We start from the raw sequence: 16,856 nt of genomic DNA, 5'->3' as shown, positions 1-16,856 counted from the left end.
GCGGGCGGATAATCTCCCCTTTCCCAACTTTCTTCGTAACGCCTCGCAAATTTCTTGTCTTTCGCTGCAACGTAATAAAAAACTCCGGAAGCTGCTTTCCCGTTTCGTTTTTTGCCCCTCGCTTGTGCTGATGGCGTTTGCCAAAGTAGCGCCAACCAAATCAAGGAGCGAAACAAATGGACAAGCAACGCGGTTTTACACTTATCGAACTGATGGTGGTTATTGGCATCATTGCCATTTTAAGCGCCATTGGTATTCCCGCTTATCAAAACTACCTGCGCAAAGCCGCACTCACCGACATGCTACAAACCTTTGTGCCTTACCGTACCGCCGTAGAGTTGTGCGCGCTGGAACATGGTGGATTAAATACCTGCGACGGTGGCAGCAATGGCATTCCTTCGCCTACCACCACCCGCTATGTTTCAGCCATGAGTGTGGCAAAGGGCGTGGTGTCGCTGACCGGGCAAGAAAGTCTCAATGGGCTAAGCGTCGTCATGACGCCGGGTTGGGATAACGCAAACGGCGTCACCGGCTGGACGCGCAACTGCAATATTCAAAGTGACAGCGCATTGCAGCAAGCCTGCGAAGATGTCTTCCGCTTTGATGACGCCAACTAAGGAGCGGCAATGAATATTCCACAGCTCACCGCCCTGTGTCTGCGTTATCAGGGAGTCTTGCTGGATGCCAGCGAAGAGGTGGTTCATGTTGCGGTAGTCGATGCACCTTCGCATGAGCTACTGGACGCATTGCATTTCGCTACCACCAAACGTATTGAGATCACCTGCTGGACGCGCCAACAAATGGAAGGTCACGCCAGTCGCACACAACAGACATTGCCCGTAGCTGTTCAGGAGAAGCATCAGCCCAAAGCAGAGTTGCTGACTCGAACGTTACAGTCTGCGCTGGAACAACGCGCGTCTGATATTCATATCGAACCAGCGGACAATGCCTACCGCATCCGCTTGCGTATCGACGGCGTATTGCATCCTTTACCGGACGTTTCACCGGATGCCGGAGTCGCATTAACCGCCAGATTAAAAGTGCTGGGAAATCTGGATATTGCGGAACATCGCCTGCCGCAGGACGGGCAATTCACTGTCGAACTGGCAGGAAACGCCGTCTCATTTCGTATTGCGACCTTACCATGTCGGGGTGGTGAAAAGGTGGTATTAAGGTTGTTACAGCAGGTGAACCAGGCACTGGATGTTAATACGCTTGGAATGCAGCCGTCACAACTGGTGGACTTTGCTCATGCCTTGCAACAACCACAGGGACTGGTGCTGGTAACTGGCCCTACAGGCAGCGGCAAAACGGTCACGCTTTATAGTGCCCTGCAAACACTGAATACCGCTGACATTAATATTTGTAGCGTCGAAGATCCGGTTGAGATCCCCATAGCCGGACTAAACCAGACGCAAATCCATCCGCGTGCCGGACTCACCTTTCAGGGCGTTTTGCGTGCGTTATTGCGCCAGGACCCTGACGTCATCATGATCGGAGAGATCCGCGATGGCGAAACGGCAGAAATTGCCATTAAAGCCGCGCAAACCGGTCACCTGGTGTTGTCTACCCTACACACTAATTCCACCTGCGAAACGCTGGTACGTTTACAGCAAATGGGAGTCGCCCGCTGGATGCTATCATCGGCGCTTACGCTGGTAATAGCCCAGCGTCTGGTACGCAAACTTTGCCCGCATTGTCGCCGGCAGCAAGGGGAGCCCATCCATATTCCAGACAATGTATGGCCATCGCCGCTGCCCCACTGGCAGGCACCCGGTTGTGTACATTGCTACCACGGTTTTTATGGTCGCACGGCCTTATTTGAAGTTCTGCCCATAACACCGGTCATACGTCAGCTTATTTCCGCTAATACCGACGTTGAATCGCTGGAAACGCACGCCCGACAGGCGGGTATGCGAACGCTTTTTGAAAACGGCTGCCTGGCCGTGGAGCAAGGCTTAACCACCTTTGAAGAGTTAATCCGCGTATTGGGGATGCCGCATGGCGAGTAAGCAACTCTGGCGCTGGCATGGCATAACCGGCGACGGCAATGCGCAAGATGGGATGCTATGGGCAGAGAGCCGTGCTTTGCTGCTCATGGCACTACAGCAACAGATGGTTACCCCACTAAGCCTGAAGCGAATCGCCATCAATTCTGCGCAGTGGCGAGGAGATAAAAGCGCGGAAATCATTCATCAACTGGCGACGCTGCTCAAAGCCGGGTTAACGCTTTCTGAAGGGCTGGCACTGCTGGCGGAACAGCATCCCAGTAAGCAATGGCAAGCGTTGCTGCAATCGCTGGCACACGATCTCGAACAGGGCATTGCCTTTTCCAATGCCTTATTACCCTGGTCAGAGGTATTTCCGCCGCTCTATCAGGCGATGATCCGCACGGGTGAACTGACCGGTAAGCTGGATGAATGCTGCTTTGAACTGGCGCGTCAACAAAAAGCCCAGCGTCAGTTGACCGACAAAGTGAAATCAGCGTTACGTTATCCCATTATCATTTTAGCGATGGCAATCATGGTGGTTGTGGCAATGCTGCATTTTGTTCTGCCGGAGTTTGCCGCTATCTATAAGACCTTTAACACTCCGCTACCGGCGCTAACGCAGGGGATCATGACGCTGGCAAGCTTTAGTGGCGAATGGGGTTGGTTGCTGGTGCTATTCGGCTTTCTGCTGGCGATAGCCAATAAGCTGCTGATGCGCCACCCAACCAGGCTTATCGCACGGCAGAAATTGCTGTTACGCATCCCGATTATGGGTTCACTGATGCGGGGACAAAAACTCACGCAGATCTTTACGATTCTGGCGCTGACACAAAGTGCAGGCATTACTTTTTTACAGGGCGTTGAGAGCGTCAGAGAAACAATGCGCTGCCCGTACTGGGTGCAACTTCTGACACAAATCCAGCACGATATCAGTAACGGTCACCCCATCTGGCTGGCGCTAAAAAATACCGGTGAGTTTAGCCCGCTCTGTTTGCAATTAGTGAGAACAGGAGAGGCATCCGGCTCGCTGGACCTCATGTTAGACAACCTCGCCCATCATCATCGGGATAACACAATGGCGCTGGCGGATAACCTCGCAACCTTACTGGAACCGGCGTTGCTGATCATAACGGGAGGAATTATCGGTACGCTGGTGGTGGCAATGTATCTGCCAATTTTCCATTTAGGCGATGCGATGAGTGGGATGGGATAACGCTGGCGTGTTGCTCCACGCCAGCGTTGGGAGATTACAGGTTGTTGAAGATGCGGTTTTCTTGTTCCAGCACACGAATAAACGTGGTGCGCTTGGTCAGCTCTTTCAGGCGTGAAGCCCCAACGTATGTACAAGCTGAACGCAGGCCGCCCAAAATATCACGCGCGGTATTTTCAACCGGGCCTCGCAGCGGCAGCTTAACGGTTTTACCTTCTGCTGCGCGATATTCCGCAACGCCGCCAACGTGACGTTTCATCGCAGACTCGGAGCTCATGCCGTAGAACAGCATAAATTTCTCGCCGTTCTCCTCAACGATGCGACCGCCGCTCTCTTCGTGGCCCGCCAGCATGCCGCCAAGCATGACGAAATCGGCACCGCCGCCAAAGGCTTTCGCGACATCGCCCGGCGTGGTGCAGCCACCGTCGCTGACGATCATTCCGCCCAGACCATGCGCAGCATCGGCACATTCGATCACCGCAGAAAGTTGCGGATAACCGACGCCTGTTTTGACGCGAGTTGTACAAACAGAACCTGGGCCAATGCCAACTTTAACGATATCAGCACCGGAGAGGATAAGCTCCTCACACATTTCACCAGTCACTACGTTGCCAGCACAAATGGTTTTGGTCGGCCACGCTTCACGCGCTTTCGCAACGAACTGCACGAAGTGTTCGGAATAACCATTCGCCACGTCAATACAAACGAAGTTTAATGCCGGGTTCAGGTCGAGAATCTGTTTAGTTTTTTCGAAATCCGCATCAGACGTGCCGGTAGAAACCATCACATGTTTCAGCACATCAGCGGAAGAATTGTTGATAAACGCTTGCCACTCTTCGACAGAATAGTGTTTATGCACAGCAGTCAAAATATCAAAAGAAGCCAGCGCAGAGGCCATAGAAAATGTGCCTACGGTGTCCATATTGGCGGCGATAATCGGCACGCCGGACCAGCTCTGACCTGAATGTTTGAAGGTGAATTGACGTTCCAGTTCAACATCGGAACGGCTTTTAAGAGTGGAGCGTTTAGGGCGGATGAGAACGTCTTTAAAACCTAACTTCAGATCTTCTTCAATACGCATGTGCGGATTCCTGGGGTTAATGGCTATAAGGGTAAGAGCGCAACTCCAGTGACGTTATCATACGCACTAATCAATGCGGCGCAAGACTGCGAAATTGTCTTTTTTTACGCTACAATCCCATAAATTTACCTGGTAAATAGTGAGCGAACGTTTCATCAATTTCGCTTTCGTGCGCTCATTTTTAACGTTTTGATAATCATGATGAATTCCCGGGAATATAAATTATGAGGTATATAGTTGCCTTAACGGGAGGCATTGGCAGTGGCAAGAGTACCGTTGCCAATGCGTTTGCTGATCTCGGAATTAACGTCATTGATGCCGATATTATTGCGCGTCAGGTGGTTGAACCAGGTGCACCTGCGCTACATGCCATTGCTGATCACTTTGGCGCTAACATAATTGCTGCTGATGGAACATTGCAGCGCCGGGCCTTGCGCGAGCGGATTTTCGCCAACCCGGAAGAGAAAAACTGGCTTAACGCCCTGCTGCATCCGCTGATTCAGCAAGAGACGCAACACCAGATCCAGCAAGCAACTTCCCCCTATGTACTGTGGGTTGTGCCATTGCTGGTAGAAAACTCACTGTATAAAAAAGCGAATCGAGTGCTGGTGGTGGATGTCAGCCCAGAAACGCAACTTAAGCGCACCATGCAGCGCGACGATGTAACTCGCGAGCATGTCGAACAAATCCTTGCTGCTCAGGCAACGCGCGAAGCTCGCCTTGCCGTGGCAGATGACGTCATTGATAATAACGGCGCACCGGATGCAATCGCATCGGATGTTGCCCGCCTGCACGCACACTATTTGCAGCTTGCGTCGCAGTTTGTCTCACAGGAAAAACCGTAATGCAGACCCAGGTCCTTTTTGAACATCCACTAAATGAAAAAATGCGTACATGGCTGCGCATTGAGTTTTTGATTCAGCAACTCACCGTTAATCTACCCATCGTTGACCACGCTGGCGCGCTGCATTTCTTCCGTAATGTCAGTGAATTACTGGATGTTTTCGAGCGCGGCGAAGTCCGCACTGAGCTGTTGAAAGAACTTGACCGGCAGCAACGTAAACTCCAGACCTGGATTGGCGTGCCTGGCGTGGACCAGAGCCGTATTGAAGCATTAATTCAGCAGTTAAAAGCGGCGGGGAGCGTATTAATTTCCGCGCCGCGTATCGGGCAATTTCTGCGTGAAGATCGTTTGATTGCTCTGGTGCGTCAGCGACTGAGCATCCCAGGCGGCTGTTGTAGCTTTGATTTACCTACATTGCACATTTGGCTGCATCTACCCCAGGCGCAGCGCGACAGCCAGGTAGAAACCTGGATTGCCAGCCTGAACCCGCTCACCCAGGCACTTACCATGGTGCTGGATTTAATTCGCCAGTCGGCCCCCTTCCGTAAACAAACCAGCCTGAATGGTTTTTATCAGGATAACGGTGGCGATGCCGACTTGCTGCGCCTGAATCTGTCACTCGATTCACAGCTTTATCCGCAAATTTCCGGTCATAAGAGCCGTTTTGCCATTCGTTTTATGCCGCTGGACAGTGAAAACGGACAGGTACCAGAACGTCTGGATTTCGAACTGGCCTGTTGCTAAGGAGTAAAAATGTCAGAAACTATTACGGTGAATTGCCCAACCTGCGGGAAAACGGTGGTGTGGGGTGAAATCAGCCCGTTTCGGCCATTTTGTTCCAAACGTTGCCAGCTGATCGACCTCGGAGAATGGGCTGCTGAAGAAAAACGAATCCCCAGCAGTGGCGATCTTTCCGAAAGCGATGACTGGAGCGAAGAGCCAAAGCAGTGACATTTTGTCTGATGCGACGCTGGCCTGATAAGACGCGGGCAGCGTCGCATCAGGCATCGTGTGCAAATGTCGGATGCGGCATAAACACCTATCCGACGTACACGCGCTTAAGCTTCGCAATTACCGGTTCATTGGCTGGCGGAAACTCATCGGCATTAAGACCGACCAGCGACATCCACTTACCGGGTTGCCCTTCTTTACCCCACGGCTCCCCTTCCCAGCTTTCGACCAGCCAGAACCACAGAGTTATATGCCTGTCCGGGAATTCATATTCCAGTTTTTCAAATAGCGAAAAATGTTGTGGGGTAATCCCGACCTCTTCCTGAAGTTCACGCACCACCGCCTGTTCCGGCGTTTCGCTCATTTCAATTTTACCGCCGGGAAACTCCAGTTTATTCGCCATGTGCGCATCTGCTGCGCGACGGGTTATAAAGATTTCATTGTTCTCGTTGCGAATAATACCTACCGCAATTTGCAGCTTTTTCATTGTCTTAAACCTATAAAAAAGGCGCAGAATCCTGCGCCTTTTACTTCAACTGTTAGCTTTTATTGCAGGCGACCATGGCACTGCTTGTATTTTTTACCAGAACCGCACGGGCAAGGATCGTTACGTCCTACTTTGCGCTCACCGGTTTGCGCCGCCAGTGCAGCTGCAGCTGCAGAGTCGTCATCCTGATGGCTAAGCTGCTGCATTTGCGCTAAACGCTCGGCTTCCATACGACGCTGTTGTTCCAGCTCCTCAACCTCTTCAGGCATACGTACCTGAACTTTGCTCAGCGTGCTGATAACTTCATATTTCAACGACTCCAGCATCGCTGCAAACATGGAGAACGATTCACGTTTGTATTCCTGCTTCGGATCTTTCTGTGCATAGCCACGCAGGTGGATACCCTGACGCAGATAGTCCATCGCCGCCAGGTGCTCTTTCCACAGAGAGTCGAGAGTTTGCAGCATGACGCCTTTTTCGAAGTGACGCATCATCTCAGCACCAACCACTTCTTCTTTACGCTGATACACTTCGATGGACTGCGCCAGAATGCGCTCACGCAGCGTCTCTTCATGCAGTTCTGGTTCTTTATCCAGCCACTCGGCAATTGGCAAATCGAGGTCGAAATCGTTCTTCAGACGTTCCTGCAGTCCCGGAATATCCCACATTTCTTCCAGCGACTGTGGCGGAATGTAGGCATCAATGGTCGCTTTGAACACATCTTCACGAATGCTGTTGATGGTTTCGCTCACATCGCTGACATCCAGCAGTTCGTTACGCTGGGAGTAAATGGCGCGACGCTGATCGTTAGCCACGTCATCATATTCCAGCAGTTGCTTACGAATGTCGAAGTTACGACTTTCAACTTTACGCTGGGCGTTGGCAATCGCTTTAGTCACCCACGGGTGTTCAATGGCTTCGCCTGGCTTCATACCCAGTTTACGCATCATGCCGGATACTCGGTCGGAAGCAAAAATACGCATCAGCGCATCTTCCATCGACAGGTAGAAACGGGAAGAACCAGCATCCCCCTGACGACCAGAACGACCGCGCAACTGGTTATCGATACGACGGGATTCGTGACGTTCAGTACCGATGATATGCAGGCCACCTGCTTCCAGTACCGCATCGTGACGAACCTGCCAGTCGGCCTTAATTTTTTCAATTTGCTCTGCGGTCGGATTTTCCAGCGCGGCAACTTCTGCCTGCCAGCTACCACCGAGCACAATATCTGTACCACGACCCGCCATGTTGGTCGCGATAGTCACCGCAGCCGGATAACCTGCCTGAGCAACAATCGCCGCTTCGTTGGCATGGAATTTGGCGTTCAGGACGTTGTGCTTAATACCGGCTTTGGTCAGTTCGTTTGACACCAGCTCAGATTTTTCGATGGAGATAGTACCCACCAGCACCGGCTGGCCTTTCGCAGTACGTTCTTTGATATCTTCAATGATCGCCTGAATTTTTTCCGCTTCAGTCATGTAGACCAGGTCCGGCAGATCTTTACGAATCATTGGACGGTTGGTCGGAACAACGACGGTATCCAGCTTGTAGATGGAGCTGAATTCGAAAGCTTCGGTATCAGCAGTACCGGTCATCCCCGCCAGTTTTTCATACAGACGGAAGTAGTTCTGGAAGGTGATCGAAGCCAGCGTTTGGTTTTCGTTCTGGATCTGCACACCTTCTTTCGCTTCCACAGCCTGGTGCAGACCATCGGACCAGCGACGCCCCTGCATGGTACGACCGGTGTGTTCGTCAACGATGATAACTTCACCATCTTTAACGATGTAGTCGACGTCTCGGGTAAACAGCGCATGAGCGCGCAGCGCCGCCGTTACGTGGTGCATCAGCATGATGTTTGCCGGAGAGTACAGAGACTCCCCTTCATCCATGATGCCTTCTTTCACCAGCAGTTCTTCAATCAGCACCAGACCACGTTCGGTCAGGTTCACCTGGCGAGATTTTTCGTCCACCGAGAAGTGGCCTTCGCCCTGGAAGGTTTCGGAGTCTTCTTTTTCCTGACGGATCAGGTGTGGAATAATTTTATTCACGCGTTTATACATTTCCGAGCTGTCTTCTGCCGGGCCGGAAATGATCAGCGGTGTACGCGCTTCATCGATCAGGATGGAGTCCACTTCGTCCACCAGCGCATAGTGCAGTTTACGCTGTACACGTTCTTCAGGACTGAACGCCATGTTGTCGCGCAGGTAGTCAAAGCCGTATTCGTTGTTCGTACCGTAAGTGATGTCAGCTGCGTAAGCTTCACGCTTTGCCGGTGCTGGCATGCCCGGCAGGTTGATACCAACAGTCAGGCCAAGGAATTCAAACAGCGGACGGTTGTTTTCGGCGTCACGTTGCGCCAGGTAGTCGTTGACGGTAACTACATGCACGCCTTTACCGGTTAGTGCGTTCAGGTAAGCAGGCAGCGTTGCGGTCAGGGTTTTACCTTCACCGGTACGCATTTCGGCGATGCAGCGTTCGTTAAGAACCATACCGCCGAGTAACTGAACGTCGAAGTGACGCATACCAAAAACACGCTTACTGGCTTCACGCACCACAGCGAAGGCTTCCGGGATCAAGTTTTCCAGCACTTCGCCTTTTTCCAGACGCGCGCGGAACTCTGCGGTTTTCCCTTTCAGTTCTTCATCGGAGAGTTTTTCCATCTCCGGTTCCATGGCATTGATGATGTTGACCACTTTGCGCATCCGGCGCAGGGTGCGATCGTTACGACTACCGAAAACTTTAGTTAATAATTTGATTAGCATAATAAAATCTCAAACGCCCCGCGTTGCGGAGTCAATAAAATGAAGTAAAGGTTTATTGTTGTTAGCTGAGGCGTTGAGGGCCAGCACGGATGCCTTGCGCCTGGTTTATCCAGACGGGCGTGCTGAATTTTGCTTGCGGGGTAAAATGCGCATAATCAATGCGATAACCCTTTCCAGACGGCGTGCCTTCCTGGGTCAACAGCGCGCTGAGCGTATCCAGTAATGCAAGATGTTGCGCCTGAAGAGGCAAAGATTCTTCAGCAACGGGCAGCGTTTGCGGTGCCATTGCGAAGGAAAGATGGCGGATTACCGTGCGAATGGCATGTTGATGCCAGTAATCAACGGAATAGTTCGAATTCGGGCGGCGCGTGTTCGCTTCCAGCAAGGCCAATTGACCAAAGTTAACTTTGGCTGAAGGCTCGTGGTTGCGGGTTGTCGCTTTTGCGGGCGCGTTTGGTTCGGCGGCATTGCTGAGTGCAGGCAAACCTAAACTCGCCGCGACCATCCCTAATAAGAGATGCGGCCAGAAGTAGCGTTTACCAAACTGTCGCCAGCGCGTCAGTATTCCACTCACGTTATTGCCATCCCGATCGTATTCAAACGTATTTAGCGCACAAATCTTATCATTAAAGCCTGAAGTCCACAGCACGAATGAAGATAAGTTGTGCGTAAAAGTGCTTAATAAAACAGCGTTCGCACCGTTTTTTATAGCTCTTATAAAATTCAAAAAAAAACGACTGGTTCACCTGGCCGGAGAGAGTGCCAGATTTGCCAGTCGAATTTTATACGACAGTATAAATGTCGTTATGCCAGTACGGCTGAAGGCGCTTTGAAGGCCAACGGCAGTTCTGCGTCGTCCTGGAAGGTCACATATTCCCAGGCTTCCTGTTTTGCAAGGACAGCCTGCAGCAGTTTGTTATTCAGTGCATGACCAGATTTATAAGCGGTAAATGCACCAATAATATTGTGACCACACATGAACAAGTCACCGATCGCATCGAGCATTTTGTGACGCACAAATTCGTCTTCAAAACGCAGGCCGTCTTCGTTCAGTACGCGATAATCGTCAACAACGATGGCACAATCGAAGCTGCCGCCCAGGCACAAACCACGGGACTGCAGATATTCGATATCACGCATGAAACCGAACGTACGCGCACGGCTGATCTGGCGCATAAACGCATCAGCGGAGAAGTTCATCGCATAGCGCTGGTTGCTGGAATCAATAGCCGGATGGTTAAAATCGATGGTGAAATCCAGCGAAAAACCATTGTACGGCTTAAATTCAGCCCACTTATCGCCATCTTCGACACGAACAGTCTCTTTGATGCGAACAAATTTCTTGGCGCAGTTCAGCTCGTCGATACCGGCGTCAAGCAGCAGGTATACAAACGGAGCGGCGCTGCCGTCCATGATCGGGATTTCCGGCGCGTTAACTTCGATAACAATGTTATCGATGCCCAAGCCCGCGAGAGCAGCATTGAGGTGCTCTACGGTTGAAATCCGTACATCATGCTCGTTGACCAGACACGTACAGAGCATGGTATCACGCACAGATTTGGCATCGGCCGGGAAATCTACCGGTGGATTCAAGTCGGTGCGACGATAGATGACCCCGGTGTTGGCCGGCGCAGGGCGTAACGTCAGGGTGACTTTCTTGCCGGTATGTAAACCGACACCCGTCGCCTGAACGATACGTTTAAGTGTCCTTTGTTTGATCATCGTATTATCTCGCCAAATTACCTATCCAACCGAAGTGTACTATACATTCGGCGGGCCAGTTTAGCACAAAGAGCCTCGAAACCCAAATTCCAGTCAATTCTTAATCAGCTTGCTTACGCAGGAATGCTGGGATATCCAGATAATCTGGCTCTTTCGCAGTTTGCGGCGCATTGTCATTCACGACTTTAGCAACCGGCTTCTGCTCCTGGGTCAGCGGAGCCATCCCGTGCTGCTGGTAGCGATCCATCACTGGCTGCTGAACCTGCTTATTGGTCACCAGAGTGATTTCAGGACGTTTGTCCATGCCGATACCTGTCGCAACAACAGTTACGCGCAGCTCGTCATTCATATCCGGGTCAAGAGAAGTACCGATAACCACAGTCGCGTTGTCGGAAGCAAATGCACGGATGGTGTTACCTACCGTTTCGAACTCATCCAGACGCAGGTCGAAGCCCGCTGTGATGTTAACCAGCACGCCGCGCGCGCCAGACAGGTCGATATCTTCCAGCAGCGGAGAAGAGATAGCCATTTCAGCAGCTTCTTCCGCACGGTCTTCACCGCTCGCCACGCCAGAACCCATCATTGCGTAGCCCATTTCAGACATTACGGTGCGAACGTCTGCAAAGTCCACGTTCATCAAACCCGGACGCGTAATCAGTTCGGCGATACCTTGTACAGCACCTTTCAGTACATCGTTCGCTGCGCCAAACGCATCCAGCAGGGAGATACCGCGGCCCAGAACTTTCAGCAGTTTGTCGTTCGGGATAGTGATCAAAGAGTCCACATGCTTGGACAGTTCAGTGATCCCCTGCTCCGCGAATGCCATACGCTTCTTGCCTTCAAAGTTGAAGGGCTTAGTGACGACAGCAACGGTCAGGATACCCAAATCTTTTGCCACTTCAGCGACGACTGGTGCTGCACCTGTACCGGTACCACCACCCATACCCGCAGCAATAAAGACCATGTCTGCACCTTCCAGCGCCGCACGCAGTGCATCGCGATCCTCATCAGCCGCATTGCGGCCAACTTCTGGATTAGCGCCAGCTCCCAGTCCTTTGGTGATACCGCTACCGATTTGAATCGTCTGTCCAACCGCTGTTTTACGCAGCGCTTGTGCATCGGTATTTACCGCGAAGAATTCAACACCTTCAATGCGCTCGCGCACCATGTGTTCAACAGCATTACCGCCGCCGCCGCCGACGCCGATGACTTTAATCACCGCGTCATTGGTAAGTTCCATTGGTTCAAACATAGTTTCTCTCCGATTTGTGCCTGTCGCCTGAGGCCGTAATCATCGTCGGCCTCATAAAAAATTAAAACTCTTTTCGCAGCCAACTATTGAGTCGCTTGATCCACGAGCCAACTGATGCTGTAACACGTTTTTCTACTTCAGCTTCACCGTTAAGATGTGACTCTTTCCCATAGTGAAGCAATCCCACCGCCGTCGAATAATACGGCTCCTGAGCATAATCCGTTAAACCGGTAATGTTCAGCGGCGCGCCGATACGCACTTGCGTATGAAACACGCGCTGAGCACAGGCTGCAAGACCTTCGATCTGCGCTGCGCCACCGGTTAATACAATGCCTGCCGCCAGGTGATGTTTAACCCCTTGTTGGCGAAGCTTTTCCTGCAACTGCAATATCTCTTCGTTGACCAGATTGAGCAGCTCGGTATAGCGCGGCTCGATCACCTCTGCCAGGGTCTGACGTTGCAGACTCCGCGGCGGACGGCCGCCTACGCTCGGCACTTCCACGCTCTCATCTTTTCCAACGATGGAGCCCAGCGCACAACCGTGGCGAACTTTAATCGCTTCGGCGTCACTTGGCGGTGTGCCAAAGGCGTAAGCGATATCACTGGTCACGACATTGCCAGCATAAGGAATTACCTTCGTGTGGCGCAATGCCCCACCGGTATAAACGGCGATATCCATTGTACCACCACCGATATCGACAACGCAGACACCCAGTTCACGTTCATCTTCCGTCAATACCGAATAACTTGATGCCAGTCCGGCAAATATCAGTTGGTCAACTTTCAGCCCACAACGTTCAACCGCTTTGACGATGTTTTTCGCCATATCGTTGTGACATGTGATCAGGTGCACTTTTGCCTGCATCCGCACGCCCGAAAGTCCTACCGGATTCTTGATCCCTTCCTGATAGTCAATCGCATACTCTTGCGGGATCACATGCAGCACACGATGCTCATCGCGCACACGCACCGATTTCGCGGTATGGACGACGTTTTCCACATCTTCTTGCGTCACTTCTTCTTCAGAAATAGGCACCATACCAATTTCATTCTGGCAGCTGATGTGCTTACCAGAAAGCGCCAGATATACCGAAGAGATCTGACAATCTGCCATCAATTCTGCCTGGTCAATGGCGCGTTGTACGCACTTGACCACGGATTCGAGGTCGTTCACCCCGCCTTTATCCATACCACGCGACGGGCAGCTGCCCACGCCAATGATATTGACCATACCGTCGGGCAGAACTTCCCCTACTAAAGCGGCAACCTTCGCGGTACCAATCTCCAGTCCTACTACCAGTTTTCTGTCCGTCGCCTTGATCATTGTTGTTCTGCCTGTGCCTGATTTTGTTGCTGAGTAGATTCCTCTGGCGGCAAGGGCGCCCAGCCTACTGCCGCTCCAGAGTCATAACGCAAATCAACGTAGCTAATCCGTTTGCCATCGGTTTGCGCCTGCTGCTGTAAAACCGGATAAAGTTCTACAAAGCGAGCCAAACGTTTCATCGTATCGCCCCGGCCAAGATTGAGCTTAATATCGTTATTCAGCGTCAACTGCCAGGAACGCCGCGCGGTCATCGCCGCTTCCTTCAGAGTAAATCTGTCCTTTGCCAGCATCTGCCCCATTTCGCGATAGCCCTGCAACACTTCATTGGCGCTGCCTTCCGGGCCATACAGCATTGGAAGCACCTGCTTGCTGGTGCGATCTGGCGGCACGCTGAAAGTGTTTCCTTCCGCGTCTACCATATGTTGATCATTCCACCGCGCAATCGGCACATATTCAACCAGATGAATCTTCAATTCATCAGGCCACTGCTTTCTGACGCTCACCTGCTTAATCCACGGCAGGCGTTGTTCTATTTGCGTCTGGATGATGTTGACATCCTGGGTCATAAAGGTACCTGGCTCACCCAATGCCAGGATCGACTGCCGGATATCGTCATTACGCGTGTAATGGCGTTCACCGGTCAACACCAGCTTTGAGAGCGGCAGGCGTTGCGCATCTTCCATCCAGCCCAACACGACCCAGCCGCTCACCAACACTGTCGTTAAAACGGTCAGCAGGAAAAGGATCCCCGCCAGACGCGTTCCATTATTGCGGCGAGAAGAAACCTCTTCTTCGCTGTTTCGCGTGTTCAGAGCAGCCTGCGACATATTAGTCCGCCAGTTCCAGAATTCGTACTACCAACTGCGAGAAGCTCATACCTGCCTGACGTGCCGCCATCGGCACCAGGCTGTGGCTGGTCATACCCGGTGAGGTATTGGCTTCCAGCAGATAAAACTGTCCATCGCTGTCCAGCATAACGTCAATACGTCCCCATCCTTTGCAACCTAACGTCGTCCATGCTTTCAGCACTAATGCCTGCAAATTGGCCTCTTGTGACGCTTCCAGACCTGCGGGGCAGAAATACTGTGTCTCATCAGAGAGATACTTCGCCTCATAATCATAGAAGGTTCCGGACGGTTGAATACGTATTGACGGTAAAATTTCTTCACCGAGTATCGCAACCGTGAACTCCGGCCCACTTAGCCATTTTTCAATCAATACTTCTTCATCGTGCTGAAATGCCAATCTTAATGCATCTTGTAGAGCATTTTCTGCTACTACTTTTGACATTCCCACACTGGAACCTTCGCGGCTCGGCTTAACGATAACCGGCAAACCCAGAATAGAAATTTCTGCTAACTGCTTATCACTCAGGCCTTTTTCAAACTCTGCGCGGGTTAATGCTACCCACGGCGCTACCGGTAAACCAGCGCCCTGCCAAAGCAATTTGCTGCGTAGTTTATCCATTGAAAGCGCAGATGCCATCACTCCGCTGCCGGTATAAGGCAAGCCCATCAGCTCGAGCATACCCTGCAGCGTGCCATCTTCACCGCCGCGACCATGTAGCGCGATAAACACTTTCTGAAAGCCCATCGACTTCAGTTGCGTCACGTCGACTTCTTTCGGGTCGACAGGATACGCGTCAATACCGCCTTCACGCAGCCCGGCTAACACCGCTGCACCAGAATTCAGAGAAACTTCCCGCTCAGCGGAGGTCCCGCCCAACAGGACCGCGATTTTATCAGTCATGTTGTTCTTCCTCCGGAGTTTGCGGCTTCAGTTTGATTTCAGCTAAAGAACGGGCAATTTTTCCGATATTACCAGCCCCCTGAACGAGAATCAGGTCGTTACCGGTTAATACCGGTGCCAGCATCTCGGCTACCTGCGCCGGGTCCGGCACCAGAATGGGATCAATTTTCCCACGTCCACGAATTGTGCGACACAGCGAACGGCTGTCCGCTCCCGGAATTGGCGCTTCGCCAGCCGGATACACTTCCAGCATCAACAGGGTATCAACCTGCGTCAGCACATTGGCGAAATCATCATACAGGTCGCGCGTACGGGTAAAACGGTGCGGCTGAAACAGCATTACCAGGTTTTTATCCGGCCAGCCTGCACGCGCCGCTTTAATGGTGGCGTCCACTTCCGTCGGGTGGTGGCCGTAGTCATCGACCAACATCGCCGTACCGCTTTTACCATTCACTGGCTCCAGCGGGAATTCACCGAGGAAATCAAAACGGCGACCAGTCCCCTGGAAGCTCTCCAGCGCACGCAAAATAGCCTCGTCGTCAATGCCCTCTTCCGTAGCAACCGCAACCGCAGCTGCGGCGTTCAGCGCGTTATGACGACCTGGCGCATTCAGGGTGACGCGCATCGGCTCTTTGTCCTGGCGCAGCAGCGTAAAGTGCCCCTGCGGGCCAATCTGCTGATAATCTTCTACACGCACGTCGGCATCTTCGCTGAAGCCGTAAGTCGTGGTCTGACGTCCCACACGCGGTAACAATTCGCGGATCACCGGATCATCAACACACATCACCGCACGACCGTAAAACGGCAGGTTGTGCAGAAAATTAATAAAAGTCTGTTTTAAATTCTCAAAGTCGCCCTGGTAGGTATCCATGTGGTCGGCTTCGATATTGGTGACAATCGCCACCATCGGTTGCAGATGCAGGAACGATGCATCACTCTCATCTGCTTCGGCAATCAGGTACCGACCATGCCCCAAACGCGCATGAACCCCCGCCGCTTTTACCAGCCCGCCGTTAACGAAGGTTGGGTCGAGCCCCGCTTCTGCGTAGATGCTGGAAACCATCGCGGTGGTTGTCGTTTTGCCGTGTGTTCCGGCAATGGCGATGCCATGACGAAAACGCATTAACTCAGCCAGCATTTCAGCACGACGGATCACCGGAATACGCGCTTCATGAGCGGCAACAATTTCCGGGTTATCGGCAGAAATCGCGCTGGAAACAACGACCACGCTGGCATCACGTACGTTTTCCGGGCGATGGTTGAAATAAATCGTCGCACCCAGATTCATTAACTGCTGCGTGACCGGATTTGGCGCTAAATCGGAACCACTGATCTGATAACCTTCATTGGCCAGAACTTCGGCAATACCGCCCATACCGGCACCACCGATGCCGACAAAATGTATGTGCCGAACGCGACGCATTTCGGGCACGATGGAACGCAGTTTTGCCAATTGTTGTGTATTCATTCTTTACGCCAT

The 16,856-nt window shown here is 52.1% G+C and carries 17 protein-coding genes; 6 read left to right on the top strand and 11 right to left on the bottom strand.

Going from position 1 to position 16,856, the window contains the following annotated elements:
- Positions 1 to 176 precede the first annotated feature (176 nt).
- Genes ppdD through hofC form a run of 3 tightly spaced genes read left to right on the top strand, consistent with a single transcriptional unit; the run spans position 177 to position 3,204 of the window.
- The gene (ppdD, locus tag ACJHYW_RS19920; protein ID WP_000360914.1) at positions 177 to 617 is read left to right on the top strand and encodes a prepilin peptidase-dependent pilin; all 441 of its coding nucleotides are present in this window, start codon (positions 177 to 179) and stop codon (positions 615 to 617) included.
- A gap of 9 nt (positions 618 to 626) precedes the next feature.
- On the top strand, positions 627 to 2,012 hold the full coding sequence (gspE, locus tag ACJHYW_RS19915) for a type II secretion system protein GspE (protein WP_001025186.1): 1,386 nt from the start codon (positions 627 to 629) through the stop codon (positions 2,010 to 2,012).
- A complete protein-coding gene (gene hofC, locus ACJHYW_RS19910) occupies positions 2,002 to 3,204 on the top strand; it encodes a protein transport protein HofC (protein ID WP_000157222.1) in 1,203 nt (400 codons plus the stop codon). The genes gspE and hofC overlap by 11 nt, the downstream gene beginning before the upstream one ends.
- Positions 3,205 to 3,238: 34 nt before the next feature.
- Here hofC and guaC read toward each other — a convergent pair whose 3' ends face one another.
- Both guaC and ACJHYW_RS19900 read right to left on the bottom strand, forming a co-directional pair.
- Positions 3,239 to 4,282: a GMP reductase gene (gene guaC, locus ACJHYW_RS19905; RefSeq protein ID WP_001217337.1), complete on the bottom strand. Its 1,044-nt coding sequence runs from the start codon at positions 4,280 to 4,282 to the stop codon at positions 3,239 to 3,241.
- Positions 4,283 to 4,437: 155 nt separating this feature from the next.
- Positions 4,438 to 4,482: a protein YacM gene (locus ACJHYW_RS19900; protein WP_120795372.1), complete on the bottom strand. Its 45-nt coding sequence runs from the start codon at positions 4,480 to 4,482 to the stop codon at positions 4,438 to 4,440.
- Positions 4,483 to 4,506: 24 nt separating this feature from the next.
- Here ACJHYW_RS19900 and coaE point away from each other — a divergent pair, with 24 nt between their 5' ends.
- The 3 genes from coaE to yacG are packed head-to-tail and all read left to right on the top strand — an operon-like array spanning position 4,507 to position 6,077.
- Positions 4,507 to 5,127, top strand: coding sequence for a dephospho-CoA kinase (gene coaE / locus ACJHYW_RS19895; RefSeq protein ID WP_001269506.1), 621 nt, complete (start codon positions 4,507 to 4,509; stop codon positions 5,125 to 5,127).
- Positions 5,127 to 5,870: a cell division protein ZapD gene (gene zapD, locus ACJHYW_RS19890; RefSeq protein WP_001194731.1), complete on the top strand. Its 744-nt coding sequence runs from the start codon at positions 5,127 to 5,129 to the stop codon at positions 5,868 to 5,870. Before coaE ends, zapD begins: the two co-directional genes overlap by 1 nt.
- A gap of 9 nt (positions 5,871 to 5,879) precedes the next feature.
- The gene (yacG, locus tag ACJHYW_RS19885) at positions 5,880 to 6,077 is read left to right on the top strand and encodes a DNA gyrase inhibitor YacG (RefSeq protein ID WP_000005042.1); all 198 of its coding nucleotides are present in this window, start codon (positions 5,880 to 5,882) and stop codon (positions 6,075 to 6,077) included.
- 88 nt (positions 6,078 to 6,165) lie between these two features.
- Here the strand turns inward: yacG and mutT are convergent, their stop codons facing one another.
- From mutT to murC, 9 genes are all read right to left on the bottom strand, one after another.
- Positions 6,166 to 6,564 (bottom strand): 8-oxo-dGTP diphosphatase MutT, encoded by a 399-nt coding sequence (gene mutT / locus ACJHYW_RS19880; protein WP_000736040.1) that lies wholly within the window; start codon positions 6,562 to 6,564, stop codon positions 6,166 to 6,168.
- A gap of 59 nt (positions 6,565 to 6,623) precedes the next feature.
- Positions 6,624 to 9,329, bottom strand: coding sequence for a preprotein translocase subunit SecA (gene secA / locus ACJHYW_RS19875; protein WP_000905789.1), 2,706 nt, complete (start codon positions 9,327 to 9,329; stop codon positions 6,624 to 6,626).
- Positions 9,330 to 9,390: 61 nt separating this feature from the next.
- Positions 9,391 to 9,903 (bottom strand): secA translation cis-regulator SecM, encoded by a 513-nt coding sequence (gene secM, locus ACJHYW_RS19870; protein ID WP_000014324.1) that lies wholly within the window; start codon positions 9,901 to 9,903, stop codon positions 9,391 to 9,393.
- Between the two features lie 230 nt (positions 9,904 to 10,133).
- Positions 10,134 to 11,051 (bottom strand): UDP-3-O-acyl-N-acetylglucosamine deacetylase, encoded by a 918-nt coding sequence (gene lpxC / locus ACJHYW_RS19865; RefSeq protein ID WP_000595482.1) that lies wholly within the window; start codon positions 11,049 to 11,051, stop codon positions 10,134 to 10,136.
- Positions 11,052 to 11,151: 100 nt separating this feature from the next.
- Positions 11,152 to 12,303, bottom strand: coding sequence for a cell division protein FtsZ (ftsZ, locus tag ACJHYW_RS19860; RefSeq protein ID WP_000462776.1), 1,152 nt, complete (start codon positions 12,301 to 12,303; stop codon positions 11,152 to 11,154).
- Between the two features lie 61 nt (positions 12,304 to 12,364).
- The gene (gene ftsA / locus ACJHYW_RS19855) at positions 12,365 to 13,627 is read right to left on the bottom strand and encodes a cell division protein FtsA (protein ID WP_000588474.1); all 1,263 of its coding nucleotides are present in this window, start codon (positions 13,625 to 13,627) and stop codon (positions 12,365 to 12,367) included.
- A complete protein-coding gene (gene ftsQ / locus ACJHYW_RS19850; protein WP_000075744.1) occupies positions 13,624 to 14,454 on the bottom strand; it encodes a cell division protein FtsQ in 831 nt (276 codons plus the stop codon). The genes ftsA and ftsQ overlap by 4 nt, the downstream gene beginning before the upstream one ends.
- 1 nt (position 14,455) lies before the next feature.
- A complete protein-coding gene (gene ddlB / locus ACJHYW_RS19845) occupies positions 14,456 to 15,376 on the bottom strand; it encodes a D-alanine--D-alanine ligase (protein WP_000130062.1) in 921 nt (306 codons plus the stop codon).
- The gene (gene murC, locus ACJHYW_RS19840; protein ID WP_001096048.1) at positions 15,369 to 16,844 is read right to left on the bottom strand and encodes a UDP-N-acetylmuramate--L-alanine ligase; all 1,476 of its coding nucleotides are present in this window, start codon (positions 16,842 to 16,844) and stop codon (positions 15,369 to 15,371) included. Before murC ends, ddlB begins: the two co-directional genes overlap by 8 nt.
- Positions 16,845 to 16,856: the final 12 nt, after the last annotated feature.

It is taken from the genome of Escherichia sp. WS3063 (assembly GCF_046486595.1).
GTDB lineage: Bacteria > Pseudomonadota > Gammaproteobacteria > Enterobacterales > Enterobacteriaceae > Escherichia > Escherichia coli.
Note: the sequence above shows the minus strand (reverse complement) of the source record. Positions and strands in the feature narration are given on the sequence as shown.